Below are 18,653 nucleotides of genomic sequence, written 5' to 3'. Positions count from 1 at the left end.
GATGCAACCGACTTTCTTTGACTATGGCGTGCTGTTTATCGTCGTCACGTCTGCGCTGATCGGGTTGTTTCGCGGGCTGATTCGCGAAGTGCTGGCGTTGCTTGGATGGCTGTTTGCCGCGTGGGTGGCGTATACGTTTTCGGGTGTGGCCGCAGGCTGGATGCCAGAGTCGCTGCCGGGTGGACCGGTGGCGCGCACCATTCTCGGTTTCGTCCTACTGTTTATCGTGACGGTGATTGCGACGTCGTTGGTGGGGGCGCTGCTCTCGGCGGCACTGGCGAGCGCCGGGCTCAAGCCGGCGGATCGCGGCCTGGGGATGGTCTTCGGGCTGGCACGCGGTGGCGTGATCATCCTCGTGCTGATGACGGTGGCAGGCTTTACCAGCCTGCCTGAGCAACCGTTCTGGCGCGACGCGATCAGCCGGCCGTATGCGGAGGAAGCTGCGCGGGCAGCCAAGCCACTGTTGCCGCCTGACGTCGCGAAGTATGTTCACTATTGATCCGGAGCGTCTGGCCACCAGCTAGACGATCTGGGAAGCTTTTTCGGCGCCGGCAACGGGTGCAGGCGCCACCAATACGCTCTCGCTGGAGATCGACATGTGCGGTATCGTTGGCGTGGTTTCCTCCACGCCCGTCAATCAGCTGATCTATGACAGTCTGCTGCTTCTGCAACACCGGGGGCAGGACGCGGCTGGCATTGCCACTGCGGCTGGCAACACCTTCCATATGCACAAGGCCAATGGCATGGTGCGTGACGTGTTCCGCACGCGCAACATGCGTGGTCTGCCGGGCACGAGCGGCATCGGCCAGGTGCGTTATCCGACCGCTGGCTCGTCCAGCGAGGAAGAGGCCCAGCCGTTCTACGTCAACGCGCCGTTCGGCATCGTGCTGGCACACAACGGCAACCTGACGAACTCCGATCAGTTGCGTGAAGAGATGTTCCGGCGCGATCGCCGTCACATCAACACGCAGTCCGACTCCGAAGTGCTGCTGAACGTACTGGCTGATGAACTGCAGCGCGCCAGCAACGACATTCCGCTGGACCGCGATTCCATCTTTACGGCCGTGGAAGGCTTGCATCGCCGCGTGCGCGGCTCGTACGCCATCGCCGCGGAGATCTCCGGCTATGGCGTCCTGGCGGTGCGAGACCCGTTCGGCATCCGCCCGCTGGCATTGGGTAGCCAGGAAACGCCGGACGGCAAGATCGAATACATGGTCGCCTCCGAATCCGTGGCGCTGGAAGGCATCGGCTTCAAGTTCGAGCGCGACGTGGCGCCCGGCGAAGCCATCTTCATCGACCTCGAAGGCAAGCTGCACACCAAGCAATGTGCCGAGAACCCGGTGCTCTCGCCGTGCATCTTCGAATACGTGTATCTGGCGCGTCCGGACTCGCGCATGGATGGCGTGTCGGTGTACGACGCACGCCTGCGCATGGGCGACTACCTGGCCGAGAAGATCAAGCGCGAAGTGACCGACAAGATTGACGTGGTGATGCCGATTCCGGATTCGTCGCGCCCGGCCGCCATGCAGGTCGCCAACCACCTGGGCGTGCCGTACCGCGAGGGCTTTTTCAAGAACCGCTACGTGGGCCGCACCTTCATCATGCCGGGTCAGGCGGTGCGCAAGAAGTCGGTGCGCCAGAAGCTCAACGCCATGGCGATCGAGTTCAAGGGCAAGAACGTGCTGATCGTCGACGACTCCATCGTGCGCGGCACGACGTCGTCGGAGATCGTGCAGATGGCACGTGACGCGGGCGCGAAGAAGGTGATCTTTGCTTCGGCTGCGCCGCCGGTGAAGTTCCCGAACGTGTATGGCATCGACATGCCGACGCGCGGCGAATTGGTGGCCTACGGCCGCACGCACGAAGAGATCGCCAAGATCATCGGTGCAGACCAACTCGTGTACCAGGACGTGGAGGACATGAAGCGTGCCGTGCGCGACGTCAACCCGGCGCTCAAGGATTTCGACGCGTCGTGCTTTGACGGCAAGTACGTGACGGGCGACATCGACGAGGCGTATCTCGATCGGCTTGAGACCGCACGTAACAGTTCGGCCGCCATTGCGGATCGCGAGAATGCGCAGAACGACGATCCGCGCACGCAATTGCATCTGCAGCGTTCGGCAGTGAACGAGTAAGCGGATCAGCAACACCCGCAGCAAAAGAAAAGCCCGTCTTTGAGACGGGCTTTTCTTTTGCTGGGCGCTTGGTTGACCGCGTCACTTGAGCATGCGACGGCGCAGCAGCCACAGGCACAGCACGAGTGCGACAGCGGCATAGAGCAGCAGTACACCCAGGTGCAGCAGAACGTTGTCAGGTGTGCGGCCCAGCATCAGCGGGCGGATCAGCTCGACCGCGTGCGGCAGCGGCAGCACGTTCGTGATCGCGCGTACGGGCGCCGGCAGTTGCGACAGCGGAAAGAACACGCCCGAGAGCAGCATCATCGGCGTGATCACCAGCGTCTGGTAGAACATGAAGAAATCGTAGTTGGGCGCGAGCGCCGTCATGTTCATCGCCAGGCAGGCGAACGTAAAACCCGTGAGCACGATGACCGGCAACGCGAGCAACGCCTGCGGCATCGATGCATAGCCGAGAACGCCCGCCACCAGCATGATCGCCAGACCCGAGAGCACGGACTTGCTGGCCGCCCAGATCAGCTCACCGAGCACCACGTCACCCAGGGTGAGCGGCGCATAAAGGATGGCCTCCCACGTACGCTGCACGTGCATGCGCGAGAACGCCGAGTACATCGCCTCGAAGCTCGCCGACATCATCGTGCTGGAAGCCACCGTGCCGGCGGCCAGGAACGCGATGTACGACACTCCGTCGATATGCCCGACCAGCAGGCCCAGGCCGAGCCCGAGACCGAACAGGTAGATCATCGGATCGGCCAGATTGCCGGCGAGCGAGGGGATGGCGAGCTTGCGCCAGACCATGAAGTTACGCAGCCAGATGGTCTGCCAGTTCCGGAAATTGAGCGGCCGCAGCGATTGCGGATACGCCTGTCGTGGGGCTGCGATCAGGGTGGCTTCGTTGGACATGGGTCGGCTCGTTCAATCGCGTCGCATTTGTCACGCCGCATCAATCACGCATCTCGCGGCCCGTCAGACGCAGGAACACGTCTTCAAGGTTGGCGGGGCGGTGCAGGTAGCGCAGGCCGGGCATGGTGTGCGTTTCGGTCTGCGCGCGCAGGGCGGCTACCAGTGGTTGTGGATCGCGTGCGTAGCAGAAGAGGGTCTCGCCGCTGGTTTCCACGCGCTCGGCAAGGGGTTCGAGCAACGTGCGCAGGGCGGAGAGATCGTCGCCGTAGACTTCCACCACATCGCAGCCGATCTCGCGTGCGATGAGTTCGTGCGGTTTGCCTTGCGCGATCTTGCGGCCGTTGTCGATCACGCACAGCTCATCGCACAGGCGCTCGGCCTCTTCCATGAAGTGCGTGGTCAGCAGGATGGTCTTGCCACCGGCCAGCAGTGAACGCAGGCGCTCCCAGATCAGGTGGCGGGCTTGCGGATCGAGCCCGGTCGTGGGCTCATCCATCACGAGGATGTCTGGGTCGTTGATGAGTGCGCGCGCCACGGTCAGCCGGCGCTTCATGCCGCCGGAAAGCGCGCGTACCGGTGCATCGGCCTTCTGTTCGAGCCGCGCGAATTCCAGCAGGGCAGGGATGCGCTCGCGGATGGCCGCGGAGGACAAGCCGAAGTAGCGCCCGAAGATGCGCAGGTTTTCCGAGACGGTGAAATCGGGGTCGAGGTTGTCGAACTGCGGCACCACACCCACGCGCATGCGTGCACGGTGCGCAAATTCGGGAACCGCCTCACCGCACAGTTGAAGCGCACCCGCATCGGGCATCGTCATGCCGAGCAGCATGCGCAGCGTGGTGGTCTTGCCAGCACCGTTGGGCCCCAGCAAGCCAAAGCACTGGCCGCGCCGTACGGAAAAGCTCAGGTTGTCGACGACGGTTTGATCGCCATAGCGCTTGCGCAAGCCTTCGACGCTCAGGATCGGTGTGCTGCTCACGCCAAAGCCCTGTTGCTCGTATCGCACATCGCCTCCGTTGCAAAACGCTGATTATGCGCTTGCGTAGGCATATGCGTATGAGGGGAATGTGCGATGGTCTGGTTGCGCTCAGGCAGCAAAAAGGGCCAGACAACACTGTCTGGCCCCTGCCTTGCAGCGCACGACCGCTGCGAATGTGGCGGATTACCTGGTGGCGGCGTTACCGATCACGCCACCCAGCGCCGCGCCACCCAGCGTTGCGCCCGGGCCGCCCCAGATGGCCGCCCCGGCGACACCACCTGCGGCCGCGCCCAACGCGGTATTGCGCTGCTTGGGCGTCATGTCCGCGCATCCGCTGACGGATGCCAACGCGGCCGCCAGTAACAAGGATACGAAGGCACGCATAGCACACTCCTTTTATCGTTCGTATGCCTGCATTAAAGGCCGTGCAGGCCATGATGTGCAGGGGCCGATGCCTGAAAACCGTGTCAGCCGATTCCCACACATTGAACGCGGATGCTGGCGCGGAAGTTCCGCCCCATTCTTGCGCGTTGCTAACGGTCCAGCGTCTTCTTCACATCTTCACGAACATCGCCCATGGTGGCGCGTGCCTTGCCGATGTTCTTTTCGATATTGCCCTTGACCTGCGTCTTTTCATCGCCGGTCACCTTGCCGGCCACTTCCTTGATCTTGCCTTTCGCTTCTTGCAGACGGCCCTTCACTTGGTCTTTATTCATGGTGTCGATCCCTCTGTTGGTCGGCCGGTGCAGGGGGTCGCCCACCGGCATTGACGAGTGGCGCGATGCCACCGTTGCAGCTTACAGCGTGTGGTTTTCGTGCCCAGGTGACGTTGTCCGAAAGACCTGTAGGACAAACGGGGATGTCACAGAAATAGGCTTGCACGATGGCTACACTGAAACGCCCGGCCATATCGGCACGCGCCGGATCCATTCATCCACCATTCTCACGATCCCCAAGGGAGAAATCGACATGATGACTCTGGAGCAACTCGGCATCCTGCATCGATCGCAAATCGAGGCGTGGCTGGCCGTTACGGAAGAAGCGGTTGACGGCGTCAACCGCCTGATTGGGCTCAATCTCCAGGCGCTCAAGGCCGGCTTTGGAGAGACGGAACAGTGTCTGCACGAGGCGGCAGGTGCGCAGGATGCCGGGCAGTGGTTCGGTGCGCAGGCGCGGTTTCTGCAACCCGCCGGAGAGCGTGTTTCCGGCTACACACGCAACTTCATCGAGATCGGTGTGCAGACGCAGAACGGCATCACTCGCGCGCTGCAGCGTCATGGTGATGAGGTGCGTCGTCAATGGGGCTTCGTCGCAGAAAACTTGGCCGACGCTGCGCCGCCGGGCGCTGAGGCGGCCGTGAAGTTTCTCAAGGCATCTGTCGGGCTGGAGGTCGCTGCCGCAGAAGCGGCAGAGGTGGCTGTATCCGAAGCAAGTGGCGTTGTCGACAAGCGCGATACCGCACATTGAGTGCTCCTCCACACGGGGGAGGTTCGTCGGCAGTGGGCCGACATGGATTTCGGCGCAGTCCTACAGGGCGTTGCGGGCAGGCTTCGATACGCGCGCCAAGCGCCGATCTCTACACTTCCTACATGTCCATCAACATGAAGGAGGTGGTTGTGCCCTACCTGGTTGCATGGTTCCTGGGCCTTCCCGCGTTCGTGTTGCTGCTGATGTGGTTGTTCGTGCATTGATGCGCGCGACCCGATAACTCAACGCGAACCGGAGGACGTATGACCTTCCGAGGCGATTGCAAGATCGAAGTCTCCGCCTATGAAATTTCCCCCAACGCCTGGCGCGCAGAAGTGAGCATCCTGCGCGTGAGCGACGGAGAAATCCTGTTGCCGCGTACCACTGTGCGCGAGTCGGTCAATACCTATTCGAATGCAGGCACTGCACTTGAAGCCGCGCGGGCCTATGCAGAAGCAATGATCGCCGCGGGGCAGTTCGACTGCAGCCCTGCGTGGAACTGAGTCGCGCGGATTACCGCAGCCATGTGGCGTTACGTTCTGTTACCAAATCGTTAGCACCGTATCACCTGTGTCTAAGGCCCTGAATACAATACAGATACCGTAATCGGCGCTGGTGCGGTTCTACCCGGTGCCTTAAGCAGCAGGTGAAGACAATGGATCGACGTAATGGGCTGTTGATTGCAGGTGCGGCCGCACTGGCTGTGCTGGCAGTGCCGCAGATGGCGTCGGCGCACGTAAGCGTCGGCATTGGGATTGGTGTGCCGGTGGCACCGGTGTATGTCGCACCCGCTCCGGTTTATTATCCGCCGCCTCCGCCGCCGGGTTACTACGCGCCGCCTCCCGGGCCGGTGTACTACGCTCCTGCACCCGCATACTATGGCCCGCCTCCGGCAGTTGTGGTCGGTGTGTCAGGTTGGTACCGTTGGGGGCCGCGTTATCGGTGGTATGACGGCCGTCACTGGGGGCGTTGGCGTTAATGAGGCTGCGGGATACAGGAAGGCTCCTTCGGGAGCCTTTTTCTTTGCGCATGCGCAATGGATCCGTTCACGCGTGCCTCTATGGCAATCATGAACCGTAATGAGATGGTGGGATCTTCTGTCGCATCGCAACATCAAGCCCGGGCTATTCCCTGGCTTTTTCTTTGCACATCTTCCGTGTGTGCAGCGCATGCTAAGGTCGGCACGAAGAACTGGCGCGCGGCGCATACGCGACGATACTGGAGGCACTAGATGTATCGGCTCATTTGCGTCAGGTAGTCAGGATTGCGCTGTAGCAGCGACGCAGGCCAGTGGCATACTTTCGCCCTATGCGCGCTCGACGCAGCCTTCGCGCACTTGCTTCAACACAACCAAGGAGAACGAGTCATGAAAACCAAGCCCTGCCTGTGCCAGGACGATGTCACCAAGATCCTGGATGCCGCCGAGAAGGAAGCACGCGCGCACCAGTGGGCCGTGACGATTGCCGTGGTTGACGATGGCGGCCACCTGATGGGCCTGCGCCGTATGGACGGCTGCGCGACCATCTCGTCGTACATCGCACCGGAGAAGGCTCGTACGGCTGCACTGGGCCGCCGTGAATCGAAGGTCTACGAAGACATCATCAACAACGGCCGCATCTCGTTCCTGTCGGCGCCGCATCTGCAAGGCATGCTCGAAGGCGGTGTGCCCGTGCTGGTGGAAGGCGTATGCGCCGGTGCAGTCGGTGTGTCGGGCGTGAAGTCGTCGGAAGACGTGCAGATCGCCAAGGCGGGCATTGCCGCGGTGCACGTGATCTGCTGAGTTGCCGATCGCGAAGACGCGAATCGAAGGAGAGGGGCGCGGCGCAGGTCGCGCCCTTTTGCTTTGCGTGCTCGCCCGGATGGGCGCCGGCGGGAAAGAACGGCTTGGCTGGCGGTCGTCCGGCAGACGGGTCTGATGTCTGCCAACGCGAAATGACGATGGCTGGCTAGTGCCGAATGTCTCCTGAGAGAGACGTCCCCACAAAAGTCGGTACGTGTTGCGTGTTACTTGGTCAGGATCAGCTTGCCGAAGCGTGTCACGCGCAGCGTGTAGATCGCCCCGTTGTGGCGGATGGCGACAGCGCCCTGGCCAGCAAACAATTGTTCGGAGGTCATGATCCGCGTATCACCGATAGTCGCGGTGGGGGCTTCAACGGCTGGTGCTGCTGCAGGCGCGGTGGCCGGTGCGGCATTGAGGCTCGCCGGGCGCTGACGGGCCACGATGACGTGGCGACGACGGGTCACGGTGCGTCCTGCATCTTGGTGTTCGGCAGCATTCATGGTGAAGGTCCTGGCTGGCGGAAAAGCGTTGGCTGGCAAGGGTTCCAGCGAATGCCAGGCAGTCTAAATGAGAATCGTTATCATTACAAGTGGCATCTGAGGATGTGCTGATGGCTGCCCGCCAGCCCTTAAAAAAGAAACCGGGCGCACGGCCCGGTTGTGTGTCGGATCAGGTATGTCCTGGCGCTTCGCGCAGGAGGGTCGTGCGCTCGTCTGTGCGTTGGACGCGGTAGCGCTCGTAGTGGCGCAGGATGTCGGCGATGATCTCTTCACCGCGCAGGTACTCGATGTCGTAGCCCTCGCGACCGTCTTCGAAGAAGGTGACGGGCTCGTGGGTGAGTGCGTGGTCGGGGGCCGCTGCCTGGCTTGGTGTCGCGACGGGGAGCGCCTTGCTCGCGCTGCGCACGCCGTAGACGAAATCGCGGTCCGACGGGTCGGGAATGACCAGGCGCACGCTGTCTTCGGCTTCAAGCACGTGCGCCTCGATGCCGCGCCGGCTCAGTTCTTTCACCACATCGTTCATGGCCGGCAGCACTTGCTTGGCGAGGAACGTGCGCACATCGGCGTCGGTGGATGGGTTCACCATCTGCGCAAGACGCTGGCGCCAGCGCTGACCGCTCCAGAAGGATGTGGCGGGGGCCAGTTCGCGCGAGTAGTGCGCGCGGTCAGCCGACATGCCGCGCCACAGGCCGTAACAGAGCAGCGCCATGATGATCGCCACCGGCAGGGCTGCGACCAGTGTCATCGCTTGCAAGGCCTTGAGGCCGCCCGCCAACATCAGGATGGCGGCGGTCGCCCCGAGCACCACCGCCCAGAACAGTCGCTGCCATACGGGTGAGCGCTCTGCGCCGCGCGAAGCAATCGTGTCGATCACGAACGCGCCGGAATCGGCCGAGGTCACGAAGAACACGGCGATCAGCACGATGGCCAACCACGACAGTGCCGTAGTGCCGGGAAAGTAATCGAAGAAGTGGAAGAGCAGGGCATCGACATTGCCAGCGGTGCGAGCGAGGTCGCCGGCCGCCTGATGTGTGTCGAGCCAGATGGCGCTGTTGCCGAAGGCTGTCATCCACAGCAGGTTGAACGCGGTCGGCACGATCAGCACGCCGATCACGAATTGCCGCACCGTGCGCCCGCGCGAGATGCGCGCAATGAACATGCCGACGAACGGCGACCACGATACCCACCATGCCCAGTAGAGAATCGTCCAGCCGCTGAACCAGCCGGACGAGTTGGGAGGCGTGTAGGCAAAGGTGCGGAAGGACAGGTTGACCAGGTTCGACAGGTAGTTGCCGACGTTCTCGCTAAAGGCCCGCAGCAGGAAGATGGTGGGGCCAGCGATGATGACGAAGGCCAGCAGCAGGAAGGCCAGCGTCAGGTTCAGCTCCGAGAGCCGGCGCACGCCGTTGCCGAGCCCCGATGCGGCCGACGCACCGGCCAGTACCACCACCACGCAAATGAGGCCCACGCGGAAGGTGTCGGAATCGGTTTGCCAGCCCGCTACCTGATGCAGGCCCGCGCCGAGTTGCAGCACGCCGTAGCCGAGCGTGGTTGCAATGCCGGCAATCGTGCCGATCAGGGCGAAGGCATCCACCCCGTGGCCCAGCACACCGTTGATGCGCTCACGCAGGATCGGATACAGGCCCGAGCGCATGGTGAGCGGCAGGTTGTAGCGGAAAGCGAAGTACGCCAGCGCCAGGCCCATCACACCGTAGATGGCCCATGCGTGCAGGCCCCAGTGGAAGAAGGTGGAGAGCATCGCTTCGCGCGCGGCAAGGGCGGTTTGCGGTGCGACGGTCGGCGGTTGCAGGTAGTGCTGCATCGGCTCGCCCACGCCGAAGTACATCAGCCCGATGCCCATGCCGGCCGCGAAGAGCATCGCCGTCCAGGAGACGAAGCTGAATTCCGGTTCGGCCTCATCGGGGCCCAGGCGGATGTCGCCGAAGCGGCTGGCCGCCACGACGATCAGAAACACGAGGAAGCCCGTGACCGCCAGCATGTAGAACCAGTCGAAGTGCCCCGTGACCCAGCGTTGTGCGATGCCGAAGGCGCGGTCAGCCAGCTCGGGCTGTACGGTGCACAGCACGAGCAGCAGGACCAGCACGACCAGCGATGGCACAACGACCTGTGGAACGAGGGTGGTGCGCGGCGGCGCGATGTCGGAAGGGGCGGGAGAACTGGCCATGTAGGATCCTTCTGATTGCGGGGATGGCCGCAAAAGTACCGCCAGCGCCGCTCCAATGCAAATGGAGGGTGCCAGAAATGACAAACCCCCGTGCAAGGACGGGGGTTCGAGGCGATGTAGCGGATGTTGCGTCAACTGTCCTAGTTGCGCTCAGGCTCTGTCACGAAGCCGATGCGCGCCAGGCCTCCGCGCTGGATGGCCGCCATCACCTGAGCGACGCGCTCGTAGCGGACGTTGCGATCGGCACGCAGGTGCATCTCCGGCTGCGGTTGCTGTTGCGCGGCCTGGGCAATGTTGGCTTGCAGCGTGGCTTCATCCACCGGCTGGTTGTTCCAGAACGCCTGACCCTGCGCGTCAATCTCGACATTCACGCTTTGCGGCTTGGCGTCGTCGGGTTTGTTCGATGCGCGTGGCAGATCGATCTTCACCGCGTGGTTGATCACGGGAATGGTGATGATGAAGATGATGAGCAGCACCAGCATGACGTCGACCAGCGGCGTCATGTTGATCTCGTTCATCACCTCGTCATCGTTGTCGAAGGTACCGAAGGCCATGGGGGCTCCCTGATTCGGCTGAATTATTGCTGCTTGACCGCGGCCAGGCGGACGCTGGCATCGTCACGCGAGGTGCCCGGACGCAGGCGCGCGCCGGTCACGAAGTAGGCGTGCAGGTCATGCGCGAAGCGGTTGAGCTTGGCGATGATGGACTTGTTGCCACGCGTAAGCGCGTTGTAGCCCAGCACTGCCGGAATGGCCACGGCCAGACCGAAGGCCGTCATGATGAGCGATTCGCCCACGGGGCCGGCGACCTTGTCGATGGCCGGCACGCCCGATGCGCCGATACCCAGCAGGGCGTGATAGATGCCCCATACCGTACCGAACAGGCCGACGAACGGTGCCGTCGAGCCCACCGAGGCCAGCACGGCCAGGCCCGATTGCATCTGGCCGACCGACTCGTCGATCGCGCTCTTGAGCGAGCGCGTGAGCCAGTCGGAGATGTCCATCACATCATGCAGTTGCGGCTGGCTGGCGCGGTGGTGCTGCGCGGCTTCACGGCCGGTTTGCGCGAGTGCGTAGAACGGATTGTCCTTGGGGCTGCCGAGCGTCTGCATGGCGTGATCGAAGTCGTCGGAGTGCCAGAAGCGCTTTTCAGCGCCTTGCGCCATCGACTTGAGGCGCACGATGTCCCACGCCTTGGTGAGGATGACGATCCACGAGGCGAGCGACATGATCAGCAGCAGAATGGCCGTGCCGCGCGCGACGATATCGCCTTGTGTCCAGAGATGGGAAAGACCGAGTTCCTGCATGATGGGTTTCCTGAGTTGTCCTGATGAAGCGAGAGTCGGAATGGATTAATTATCGAGCTTGAAGACATACGGCTTGCTTGCCACGACGGGCACGGCATGGCCGTTTTGCTTGTACGGGGTGCACTTGATGGAGCGGGCAGCCTCGGTGGCCGCGCGGTCCAGACGCGGTGAACCGGAAGACGACGTGAGCGCCACATTGGTGACTTCACCCGCCGTGCCGATGGAGAGTTTGACCATAGCACGGCCTTCCTCGCCCATCTTTTGCGACATCGACGGATACACCGGCTGCGGATCGCTGCACTGGATGTCGTTGATCCCGACGCTGATCGGGCCGCTGGGTGCGGCAGCAGGCGCGGGCGCAGGTTCAGCGGGTGGAGCCGGCGGCGCAGGCGGCGTGGCTGGTGCTACGGGCGCGTTGTCTGACGGTGGCAGGTTGGGCGTCGGCATCGGTGTTGGCTTGGGTTGCGCCACCGGCTTGACGATGTTCACCTGCTTGGGCGCCTCCTGCTTGACCGGCTGCTGCTTGGGCGGCTCCGGCTGCTTGATGGGTTGCGGCGTGGCGGGGATGAGGTTGACCTGCAGCTCAGGCGGCTCCTCCTTGCTCAGTGGCGACTGGATCAGGCCAAGCTGAATCAGCATCAGCACGCCCGCGTGCAGCAACAGCACGACCACCAGAATCTTGAGAGTACGAGGGTGAATCATCAACGACCGGGAATCGAGAGCGGAAAAAGTAGGGCGGAGCGCGGCAATGGGTGTTGGGAGGGCAACCGTTCAACAAGGCTCGGCTTCAGCGCTTGCCGAAGACGATCAGCGAAACCCCGATGCTGATGAGCAGACTCAGGAGCAGTTCCATGGTGCCTAGCGTTGGTGCCGGCGGGGTCGCCGACGGCATGACAGGTATTTTAGGCCCGCAACATGCAACAGTGTTGCGACAGTCGGGGTGCGACTTTGTTTCAGCCTATTGCAGCTATAGGAAAAAGTATAAACGATAATGATTCCTATTTGCGAGGAATCCCATACTTCCTTCCGCGTCTTTCGTGGGGTGGGCTGCACATCCAGATGACGGATAGCGGAGAACTGCCTGCCCAGGCGCTTTGGTCCCATGGGCTCTGCGGGCCCGCAACTTGCGGCCATTGGGGGTCGACCCGGGTACGCAGTGAGCGCAAACACGCTAGGATAAAAAGCATTCAAACACGGTGACCGGCCGGCCAACCGTGAACGGGGAAGCGGTGAATAGGGGGCGACCATGGATGAAGCCAACCTCAGCCTGGACGACGCCGACGATGGTACGTTCGTCCCCACGGGCGGCAGGCAGCCTCAGTCGCTGTTGTCGTCACTGGACTCCATGTGCGCGCAATTTGCGCTGCGTACCGTGTGCGCGATGGGTCTGCGCTTCAATCTGCGCACCAACATCAATGACATCCTCACGGTCTGCGCCCCGGAGCTGATCTGGCCCGTGACGGTCATCCAGCGCTTGCAGCGCTTCCTGGCAGCGCGTTGTGCTGATATGCCGGGCTGGCGCGCCGTCGGCAAGCTGGATCTGCCTACCTTCATGGACCGCCATGGCCAGTGGAGCAGCGCTTTTGATGAAAGCTCGCTGTTCTACTACCTCGACGAGTACGTCAAGCATCACGCCAAGGACATGTTCACCGTGTTTGGTGCTTCATGCGATGCACTGGGTGAACGACTATCCAGCGAGCGCGTGCTGCTGGTCGGCAACATCGACATGCTGGCGCGCGTGCTGGGCCTGCCGCCGCATGAGCGTGCGTTGCTGTTGTTCGCGTCGCTGGTGAAGTACAAGCGTGACCTGCGGGCGGTGATGGTCGATTGCAAGGTCGCTCACAGCCAGGAGGCCTTCCAGTTGCTGGCGGGTTTGGCAGGCGCGAGCATCGCCGAAGTGGCTGGCTCCCTGCGCCCTGGTTCGCGGCTGGAAACACTTGGCCTGATCGAGCCGCCGTTGCCCGAGAACAGCGTGACCGATCTGGGCGACTTGATGCGCATCTCCGATCGTCTGCTGCATGTGCTGCTGGGTGATTACGCGAGCGAGGCGGAGATGATGGCCGTCTTCACGCGCCCCGCGCCGCCGACCACGCTGGCGCAAACCGACTATCCACACGTCGAGACCGATGCCCGTTACCTGAGCGCCTTGCTGGAGAACGCTTCGCAGACGCGTGCTGTGGGCGTGAACATCTTGCTGTACGGTGCGCCTGGCACCGGTAAGACCGAACTGGCGCGCGTGCTGGCGCGCGATGCCGGCTGCGAGTTGTATGAGGTGGATTGCCTCGACAAAGATGGCAACAGCCTCTCCGGCAAAGACCGCTACCGCTCGTTGCAGGTCTCGCAGGCCTTCCTGCGGGGGCGGCCTGGCGCTGTGCTGTTGTTTGACGAAGTGGAAGACGTGTTCCCCGGCCCGACGCGCGAGCTGATGAGCCTGTTCGGGCATGAAGAGCCGCGCGGCTCCGTCAACGGCAAGGCGTGGGTCAACCAGACACTGGAGCAGAACCCGGTGCCAGTGATCTGGGTGTCGAACTCGATTCGGCAGATTGACCCGGCGTACTTGCGCCGCTTCCAGTTCCATCTGGAACTGAAGGTGCCGCCGCCCACGGTGCGCGAGAGCATCATCCGCAAGCACCTGGAAGGGCTGGAGGTGTCGGATGCCTTCATGGCCAAGCTGGCCGCGCGCAAGACACTCACGCCTGCGCAGATCGATTCCGCGGCGCGCTTCGCACGTCTGACGCAGCCGACGATGGAGGAGTCGGCGGAATCGTTGATCGTGCGCCAGCTCGATCATGCGGATCAGGCCATGGGCTTGCGCCCCGAAGTGCCGGCGCACCGTGTCGTGACCGAATACAAGCTCGACTATCTGAACCTGGAGACACGGTTTCCCGTGGAGCGCGTGATCGAAGCGCTGCGCGCACGTAAGCGCGGCACGCTGTGTTTCTTCGGGCCGCCGGGCACGGGCAAGACCGTACTGGCCGAGCACATCGCTAGCCAGCTCGACGTGCCACTGATGATCCGTCGTGCGTCAGACCTGATGAGCAAGTACGTGGGCGAGACAGAGCAGCAGATTGCCGCCATGTTCTCGCGCGCCGAAGAAGAGCGTGCGCTCCTGTTGCTCGACGAAGCCGACAGCTTCATGCAGAGCCGCCAGGCTGCTGTGCGCAACTACGAGGTGTCAGAAGTCAACGAGATGCTGCAGGGCATGGAGCGCTTTGACGGCATCTTCATCTGCACGACCAACCTGTTTGATCGGCTGGATGAGGCGGCGCTGCGGCGCTTTGCGTTCAAGATCCGCTTCAGGCCGCTGATGCGGGCACAGCGCGAGCAGATGTTCATTGCCGAGGCGCTGGGTGGCAATGCGGATGCGCTCAAGCCGGTGTGGCGCGAGATTCTGGCCTCGCTCGATATGCTCACGCCGGGGGATTTTGCGGTGGTCAAGCAGCAGTCGCTACTGTTGGGCGAGGCGCTGGAGCCGGAGGCGTTTCTCGCGCAGCTGCGGCAAGAGCATTCCATCAAGCCGGAGTTGCGGGAGCGTCGGTCGATTGGGTTTGTGCCGCGTTGACTCGCGGAGCTCGCGCGTCTGAGTGCCGGGCTTTGGGTTCGAGGTGGGGCGCGTTATTTCTGGGAATTGATCAATTCCATGTAGTTCCTCTTCGCCGACCCAAAAATTTCTTTGCATTGCGCATCGTCGTCGCAATTTTTCGGTTTGTTCAAGATGAATGGTTCGAGTTCTTCAATTGCCTTGCTCTTTCTTTGTTCTTTGGCTGAATTGATAGCGTCTTGGTTGATTAAATCGAGAAAATAAGTAAATGTATTGGTGTATTGCTTGTCTTCTGTCTTGAGTTCGTTGTAGTTTCCGTGAAAATCAATGCCGTCTGCGCAAATTCCTGATGTATCGATGCCTCCGACCTGGATTTTGTTTTTGAGAATGTATAGTCCGCCTAACTTGTTTTTGATATCTGATTCATCTGTGTTGGATATTTTGTTGTTTGTCGGGGATAGGTTTCCTTCAAAATAATTCGGTGTTTCGTGTTTTGTTAGTTTTATTTTTGCAAGACAGCCGGCGGCTGTGGCGCTGCCGTTTGGTATCGCTCCGCCAAAGATAATGAAAGTTCTATGATCATTGGATTCGATCATTAGTGCTATCCCGTGGTCTCCTCTGTATGCTTTGATGTCGCCTGCGCCTAGGGTCGGCGCGCTGAGGATTGTTAGGATGGTGATCGCCAGTAGATTGATGATGCCTTTCGTTGTCAAGTTACGCTATTGATTATTATTTTTTAATTAAATAGTTTTTGAGATCATTGGGGCGCTAGCGGTGATGTCAGTGTTTTTTTGAGGATGGGGCTGATTTTAGTTGAGATTTTCTGCGTCGATGGCATCACATGTCATCCACATTTTTAAGGGTCGTTTCTCACTTTTGTAATTTATTCGGCACCACTCGCCAGTGGCTTTGTCGACAGTGGCGCGATCTTCATTTGCTAGATATTTTTTAGTTATTTCTTGAGCGTTGGGGTTGTTGTATAAATAACTTTTGTACTTAACTGATACGGGAATGGATGCCTCCTGATTCATTAGTGGGGAAAATAGTGATTTTTTTGCTTCTGGAACTAGATTTCGCGTTGTGTAGGGGTGCTTGTAAGTTCTATTTCCACCGATCAGCCAACTGTAGTCATCCCCAAACCACTCGGAAATTTTCTCATTCCTGCGCAAGGTAGAGTCTGATTGATCGAATATAGAGACGGAATAAAATTTTCCGGAGGAATTTGGCTCAACAAGAGAGTTACGGATTTCTATGGATTGGATAATGATGATCTTATCTTCGTTATCCTGGTTGATATGAATAGTAAAGGCATCAACTATTTCGCCTGGGGATTCTTCATAGAGAAGTCCTCTGCCTTCCGCTCTCCTTGGCTTTTGTCCATTTTGTATAAAATACAAGCTGATCTCATCGGTGCCGACTGGGTTGCCGTTATTTTTTTCCAATACGTGCTGCTTTACAAAGCAAATAATTCCTCCTGCCGTTGATAGTGGTTGGTGACTTTGTGCGCCGCGGATGTCATTGCAAGCGAATTCAGCTTGCGCAGAGTGATAGGCGGCAATGGCTAGTAAGGCTAGGGTTTTGTTAATAATTTGTGCAGCCGGATGAAAAATATTTATTGAAAATTGTTGATATTTCTATTTTAAATTGCTGGCGCTCGGCGAGGCCTTTGTATCCACTATTTATTGGATGGGTGACTTTTTTAACCCCTTCATCGCCTCCCACCACACAAGCCTCTCAATCCGCTGCTGCTCGGCCTCGTGTTCGGCCTTTGCGCCGGTTTTCTCTTCGATGGCTTGGATCAGCTTTGTCCCCTTGCCCGGGGTTGGCCCATTCGCTTTCGTGCTGGATGATCTGGCGTGATAGGGCAAAGGCGCGCCACGGGTCGCCGGTGATGTCACGCAGTTGATCGGTGGCTTGGCGGCCATCGCCGGTCGGGAAGGCGGTGCGGTAGATCTTGGCCAGCGCTGCGGGCTCGGGCACGTCCGCTCCCGTTCGGTAGTCGACGTATGCCTCGGTAGTGGCGAACATCGCGTGCGTGGGGCCGCGTTCGTCTTCCACGGTATCGAAGTCGATCCACGATTGGGCGAACTCGCGAGTGACGCGGCCACCGGCGAGGTTCTGTTCTCGTACCCAGCCGCTGATGTCGGTGTGCGGCATGTCGGCGCCGTCCACTTTCCACCAGTTCCGCTTTTGGCCGTCGACGCCTAGTGCAGTTTCGGTGTGGCAGTTTTCCGGGTGTTTGGCCAGTTCGGAGAAAGTTTCGATCAGGGTGACATCGGTGCACGGTGCATCCTGCCCCTCTTGAAAGGGCGCCACATAGAGCTTGGTGCCTTTGCCATCGCGCAGGATGGTGGGATCGCTGGGCAGCCCAAGCTGTTTCCAGGCATTGGTGTTGGCGCAGTTGTTGCGAATCCAATTGCGACCTTGCTGAAGAAAGGCGTTGGCCTCCACGATTTAGCCCCACTTCTTCTCACGCCTCGGGTCAGAGCGCCGCACAACCAAGGGCGCTGTCAGGATTGCAGGGGAGGGGCTTGGCGAACTCCTGCAGCTTGTCAACAGTAACAGAGGCGCATGATATTTCGTGCTCAACGGATGGATCGGACAAGTTCGAAACGATAACTCCGAAACGAGGTGCTTTGTCTATAGATTGATCGTAATCTTTGAATAAGCTGTATTGGTAGTTATTGTTTGTGAAATTTACTCGCAAATATTCCGTTAGGTAACGGAAATAGTGGTTTCGTGAAAATCTATCTTTTAATTGTTCTTGAGTTGTGCTGAATTCAAGCTCGACTCTTCTTTTTGTTCCAAATTTATAGGATATGATCTCTGTCGAGTCAGGTTGTGATGTTGATTTGCAGAGTGATATGAGTTTTTTTGATTTCGTGCTGCAAGAAAAATATACCTCATCTTCATCCTTGCAAAGGGAGTTGCTCGCATGAGCGCTGGTGGTGGAGATGGCGATTATTGTAATAATTGCCAGGAAGATATTAGTTTTGGCTGCTGATGGCATTGTAGTTTTGAGACATTTTTGTGTCGTAGCCGGATTGTGCCGAGCCGTTGTATCTTACGGCAAAATTGTGCCAGTTCTTTGCTCTGATTGCCGTTAATAAAAAAGGGTCTGCTTTGATGAAGCTAACGAATGCCATGAGATGGTTCTTTTCTGACTGACTCATGGCCGCAACGAAATTTTCAACGCTTTCGTAGCCGGCAGCGCCATGATTTCTGCCCATGATTTGAAATTTCCCCCAAGATGCAGATTTAAGGGCTGCGCTCTTATTTAAACGATAGGCGCGTAACAATTTACCGTACTGAGCGGAGTAAATGCCGTAACCACCAGAAGAGGCGTTGGAAATGTCTGGGTTTGAGTTGTCATATGCTCCGGAAGTCAATTGGTGAAAATAGTGCCGCTCGTACAGAATTGCTGGGACGTCGTCCCACTCAGGGAAATGATAGTAGCTTCCAGATGAGCCGGTTTCCGAGGCGGCTACAGCTTTAATGGCAGCGACTTCGCAGTTGAGTTCCTGCGCTGCTGCAATGTAGTCGTTCTCATCAATAGTTTCCTTGTTTTTTCTGATCAGAAATTCAAGTTCAACTTTCTCTCCATTGATAAGAATGACAGGATGAGTATTCGGTTTGAGAAAATTCCCCACCAACGCCCCCGGCTGAATATGAAACACATCCGAGTCCGGCAGGCTGGGCAGCTTGGCCTTCACCGCCTCCCACCACACAAGCTTCTCAATCCGCTGCTGCTCGGCGTTATGCTGGGCTTTCGGGCCGGTTTTCTCCTCGATGGCGCCGGTCAGTTGCTTCCACTTGTCCGGGTTGGCCCATTCGCTCTCGTGCTTGATGATGAGCCGTGA

General features: G+C 59.7%; 21 protein-coding genes. 7 read left to right on the top strand and 14 right to left on the bottom strand.

Annotated features, from left to right (window positions below):
- The first annotated feature begins 1 nt into the window (after position 1).
- Both JHD73_RS10630 and purF read left to right on the top strand, forming a co-directional pair.
- Positions 2 to 499, top strand: a complete 498-nt coding sequence (locus JHD73_RS10630; RefSeq protein WP_021194903.1) for a CvpA family protein — start codon at positions 2 to 4, stop codon at positions 497 to 499.
- 97 nt (positions 500 to 596) lie between these two features.
- A complete protein-coding gene (gene purF, locus JHD73_RS10625) occupies positions 597 to 2,135 on the top strand; it encodes an amidophosphoribosyltransferase (RefSeq protein ID WP_199030256.1) in 1,539 nt (512 codons plus the stop codon).
- Between the two features lie 81 nt (positions 2,136 to 2,216).
- On the opposite strand, the gene JHD73_RS10620 is transcribed toward purF, so the two are convergent.
- The 4 genes from JHD73_RS10620 to JHD73_RS10605 all read right to left on the bottom strand — a co-directional run bounded on the left by JHD73_RS10620 (position 2,217) and on the right by JHD73_RS10605 (position 4,730).
- The gene (locus JHD73_RS10620) at positions 2,217 to 3,038 is read right to left on the bottom strand and encodes an ABC transporter permease (RefSeq protein ID WP_199030255.1); all 822 of its coding nucleotides are present in this window, start codon (positions 3,036 to 3,038) and stop codon (positions 2,217 to 2,219) included.
- A gap of 40 nt (positions 3,039 to 3,078) precedes the next feature.
- A complete protein-coding gene (nodI, locus tag JHD73_RS10615; RefSeq protein WP_199030254.1) occupies positions 3,079 to 4,041 on the bottom strand; it encodes a nodulation factor ABC transporter ATP-binding protein NodI in 963 nt (320 codons plus the stop codon).
- Positions 4,042 to 4,197: 156 nt separating this feature from the next.
- Positions 4,198 to 4,398 carry a glycine zipper 2TM domain-containing protein gene (locus JHD73_RS10610; protein ID WP_199030253.1) on the bottom strand — a complete coding sequence of 67 codons (201 nt, stop codon included), beginning with the start codon at positions 4,396 to 4,398 and terminating at the stop codon, positions 4,198 to 4,200.
- Positions 4,399 to 4,547: 149 nt separating this feature from the next.
- Entirely contained in the window at positions 4,548 to 4,730 is a 183-nt protein-coding gene (locus JHD73_RS10605) for a CsbD family protein (protein ID WP_048932735.1), read from the bottom strand.
- Between the two features lie 253 nt (positions 4,731 to 4,983).
- Between JHD73_RS10605 and JHD73_RS10600 the strand changes: the two genes are divergently transcribed.
- The 4 genes from JHD73_RS10600 (at position 4,984) to JHD73_RS10585 (ending at position 7,261) form a co-directional block, all read left to right on the top strand.
- Positions 4,984 to 5,481 carry a phasin family protein gene (locus JHD73_RS10600; RefSeq protein WP_199030274.1) on the top strand — a complete coding sequence of 166 codons (498 nt, stop codon included), beginning with the start codon at positions 4,984 to 4,986 and terminating at the stop codon, positions 5,479 to 5,481.
- A 263-nt stretch (positions 5,482 to 5,744) separates the two neighbouring features.
- Entirely contained in the window at positions 5,745 to 5,984 is a 240-nt protein-coding gene (locus JHD73_RS10595) for a hypothetical protein (RefSeq protein ID WP_199030252.1), read from the top strand.
- Between the two features lie 152 nt (positions 5,985 to 6,136).
- A complete protein-coding gene (locus JHD73_RS10590; protein WP_199030251.1) occupies positions 6,137 to 6,460 on the top strand; it encodes a hypothetical protein in 324 nt (107 codons plus the stop codon).
- A 387-nt stretch (positions 6,461 to 6,847) separates the two neighbouring features.
- The gene (locus JHD73_RS10585) at positions 6,848 to 7,261 is read left to right on the top strand and encodes a heme-binding protein (protein ID WP_199030250.1); all 414 of its coding nucleotides are present in this window, start codon (positions 6,848 to 6,850) and stop codon (positions 7,259 to 7,261) included.
- Between the two features lie 224 nt (positions 7,262 to 7,485).
- Here JHD73_RS10585 and hemP read toward each other — a convergent pair whose 3' ends face one another.
- The 5 genes from hemP to JHD73_RS10560 all read right to left on the bottom strand — a co-directional run bounded on the left by hemP (position 7,486) and on the right by JHD73_RS10560 (position 11,954).
- Positions 7,486 to 7,761, bottom strand: coding sequence for a hemin uptake protein HemP (gene hemP / locus JHD73_RS10580; RefSeq protein WP_199030249.1), 276 nt, complete (start codon positions 7,759 to 7,761; stop codon positions 7,486 to 7,488).
- Between the two features lie 169 nt (positions 7,762 to 7,930).
- Positions 7,931 to 9,946 carry a BCCT family transporter gene (locus tag JHD73_RS10575; RefSeq protein WP_199030248.1) on the bottom strand — a complete coding sequence of 672 codons (2,016 nt, stop codon included), beginning with the start codon at positions 9,944 to 9,946 and terminating at the stop codon, positions 7,931 to 7,933.
- Between the two features lie 140 nt (positions 9,947 to 10,086).
- Positions 10,087 to 10,500, bottom strand: a complete 414-nt coding sequence (locus JHD73_RS10570) for a biopolymer transporter ExbD (protein WP_199030247.1) — start codon at positions 10,498 to 10,500, stop codon at positions 10,087 to 10,089.
- Between the two features lie 23 nt (positions 10,501 to 10,523).
- Positions 10,524 to 11,252, bottom strand: a complete 729-nt coding sequence (locus JHD73_RS10565; protein ID WP_199030246.1) for a MotA/TolQ/ExbB proton channel family protein — start codon at positions 11,250 to 11,252, stop codon at positions 10,524 to 10,526.
- A gap of 45 nt (positions 11,253 to 11,297) precedes the next feature.
- The gene (locus tag JHD73_RS10560; RefSeq protein WP_199030245.1) at positions 11,298 to 11,954 is read right to left on the bottom strand and encodes an energy transducer TonB; all 657 of its coding nucleotides are present in this window, start codon (positions 11,952 to 11,954) and stop codon (positions 11,298 to 11,300) included.
- A 544-nt stretch (positions 11,955 to 12,498) separates the two neighbouring features.
- Between JHD73_RS10560 and JHD73_RS10555 the strand changes: the two genes are divergently transcribed.
- Positions 12,499 to 14,814: an AAA family ATPase gene (locus JHD73_RS10555; protein WP_199030244.1), complete on the top strand. Its 2,316-nt coding sequence runs from the start codon at positions 12,499 to 12,501 to the stop codon at positions 14,812 to 14,814.
- Positions 14,815 to 14,867: 53 nt separating this feature from the next.
- Here the strand turns inward: JHD73_RS10555 and JHD73_RS10550 are convergent, their stop codons facing one another.
- From JHD73_RS10550 to JHD73_RS10530, 5 genes are all read right to left on the bottom strand, one after another.
- Positions 14,868 to 15,506 carry a hypothetical protein gene (locus JHD73_RS10550; RefSeq protein ID WP_199030243.1) on the bottom strand — a complete coding sequence of 213 codons (639 nt, stop codon included), beginning with the start codon at positions 15,504 to 15,506 and terminating at the stop codon, positions 14,868 to 14,870.
- Between the two features lie 96 nt (positions 15,507 to 15,602).
- A complete protein-coding gene (locus JHD73_RS10545) occupies positions 15,603 to 16,235 on the bottom strand; it encodes a hypothetical protein (protein WP_199030242.1) in 633 nt (210 codons plus the stop codon).
- A gap of 292 nt (positions 16,236 to 16,527) precedes the next feature.
- Positions 16,528 to 17,244, bottom strand: a complete 717-nt coding sequence (locus JHD73_RS10540) for a hypothetical protein (RefSeq protein WP_199030241.1) — start codon at positions 17,242 to 17,244, stop codon at positions 16,528 to 16,530.
- A 31-nt stretch (positions 17,245 to 17,275) separates the two neighbouring features.
- Entirely contained in the window at positions 17,276 to 17,803 is a 528-nt protein-coding gene (locus tag JHD73_RS10535; protein ID WP_199030240.1) for a hypothetical protein, read from the bottom strand.
- Positions 17,781 to 18,653 (bottom strand): N-acetylmuramidase family protein (locus tag JHD73_RS10530; RefSeq protein ID WP_199030239.1); only part of this gene is annotated, 873 nt, incomplete at its 5' end. The genes JHD73_RS10535 and JHD73_RS10530, both read right to left, overlap by 23 nt.

This window comes from Ralstonia sp. ASV6, assembly GCF_016429285.1.
Taxonomy (GTDB): Bacteria; Pseudomonadota; Gammaproteobacteria; order Burkholderiales; family Burkholderiaceae; genus Ralstonia; species Ralstonia flaminis.
The sequence above is the reverse complement of the archived record's forward strand: the minus strand, read 5'-3'. Positions and strand labels throughout refer to the sequence as shown.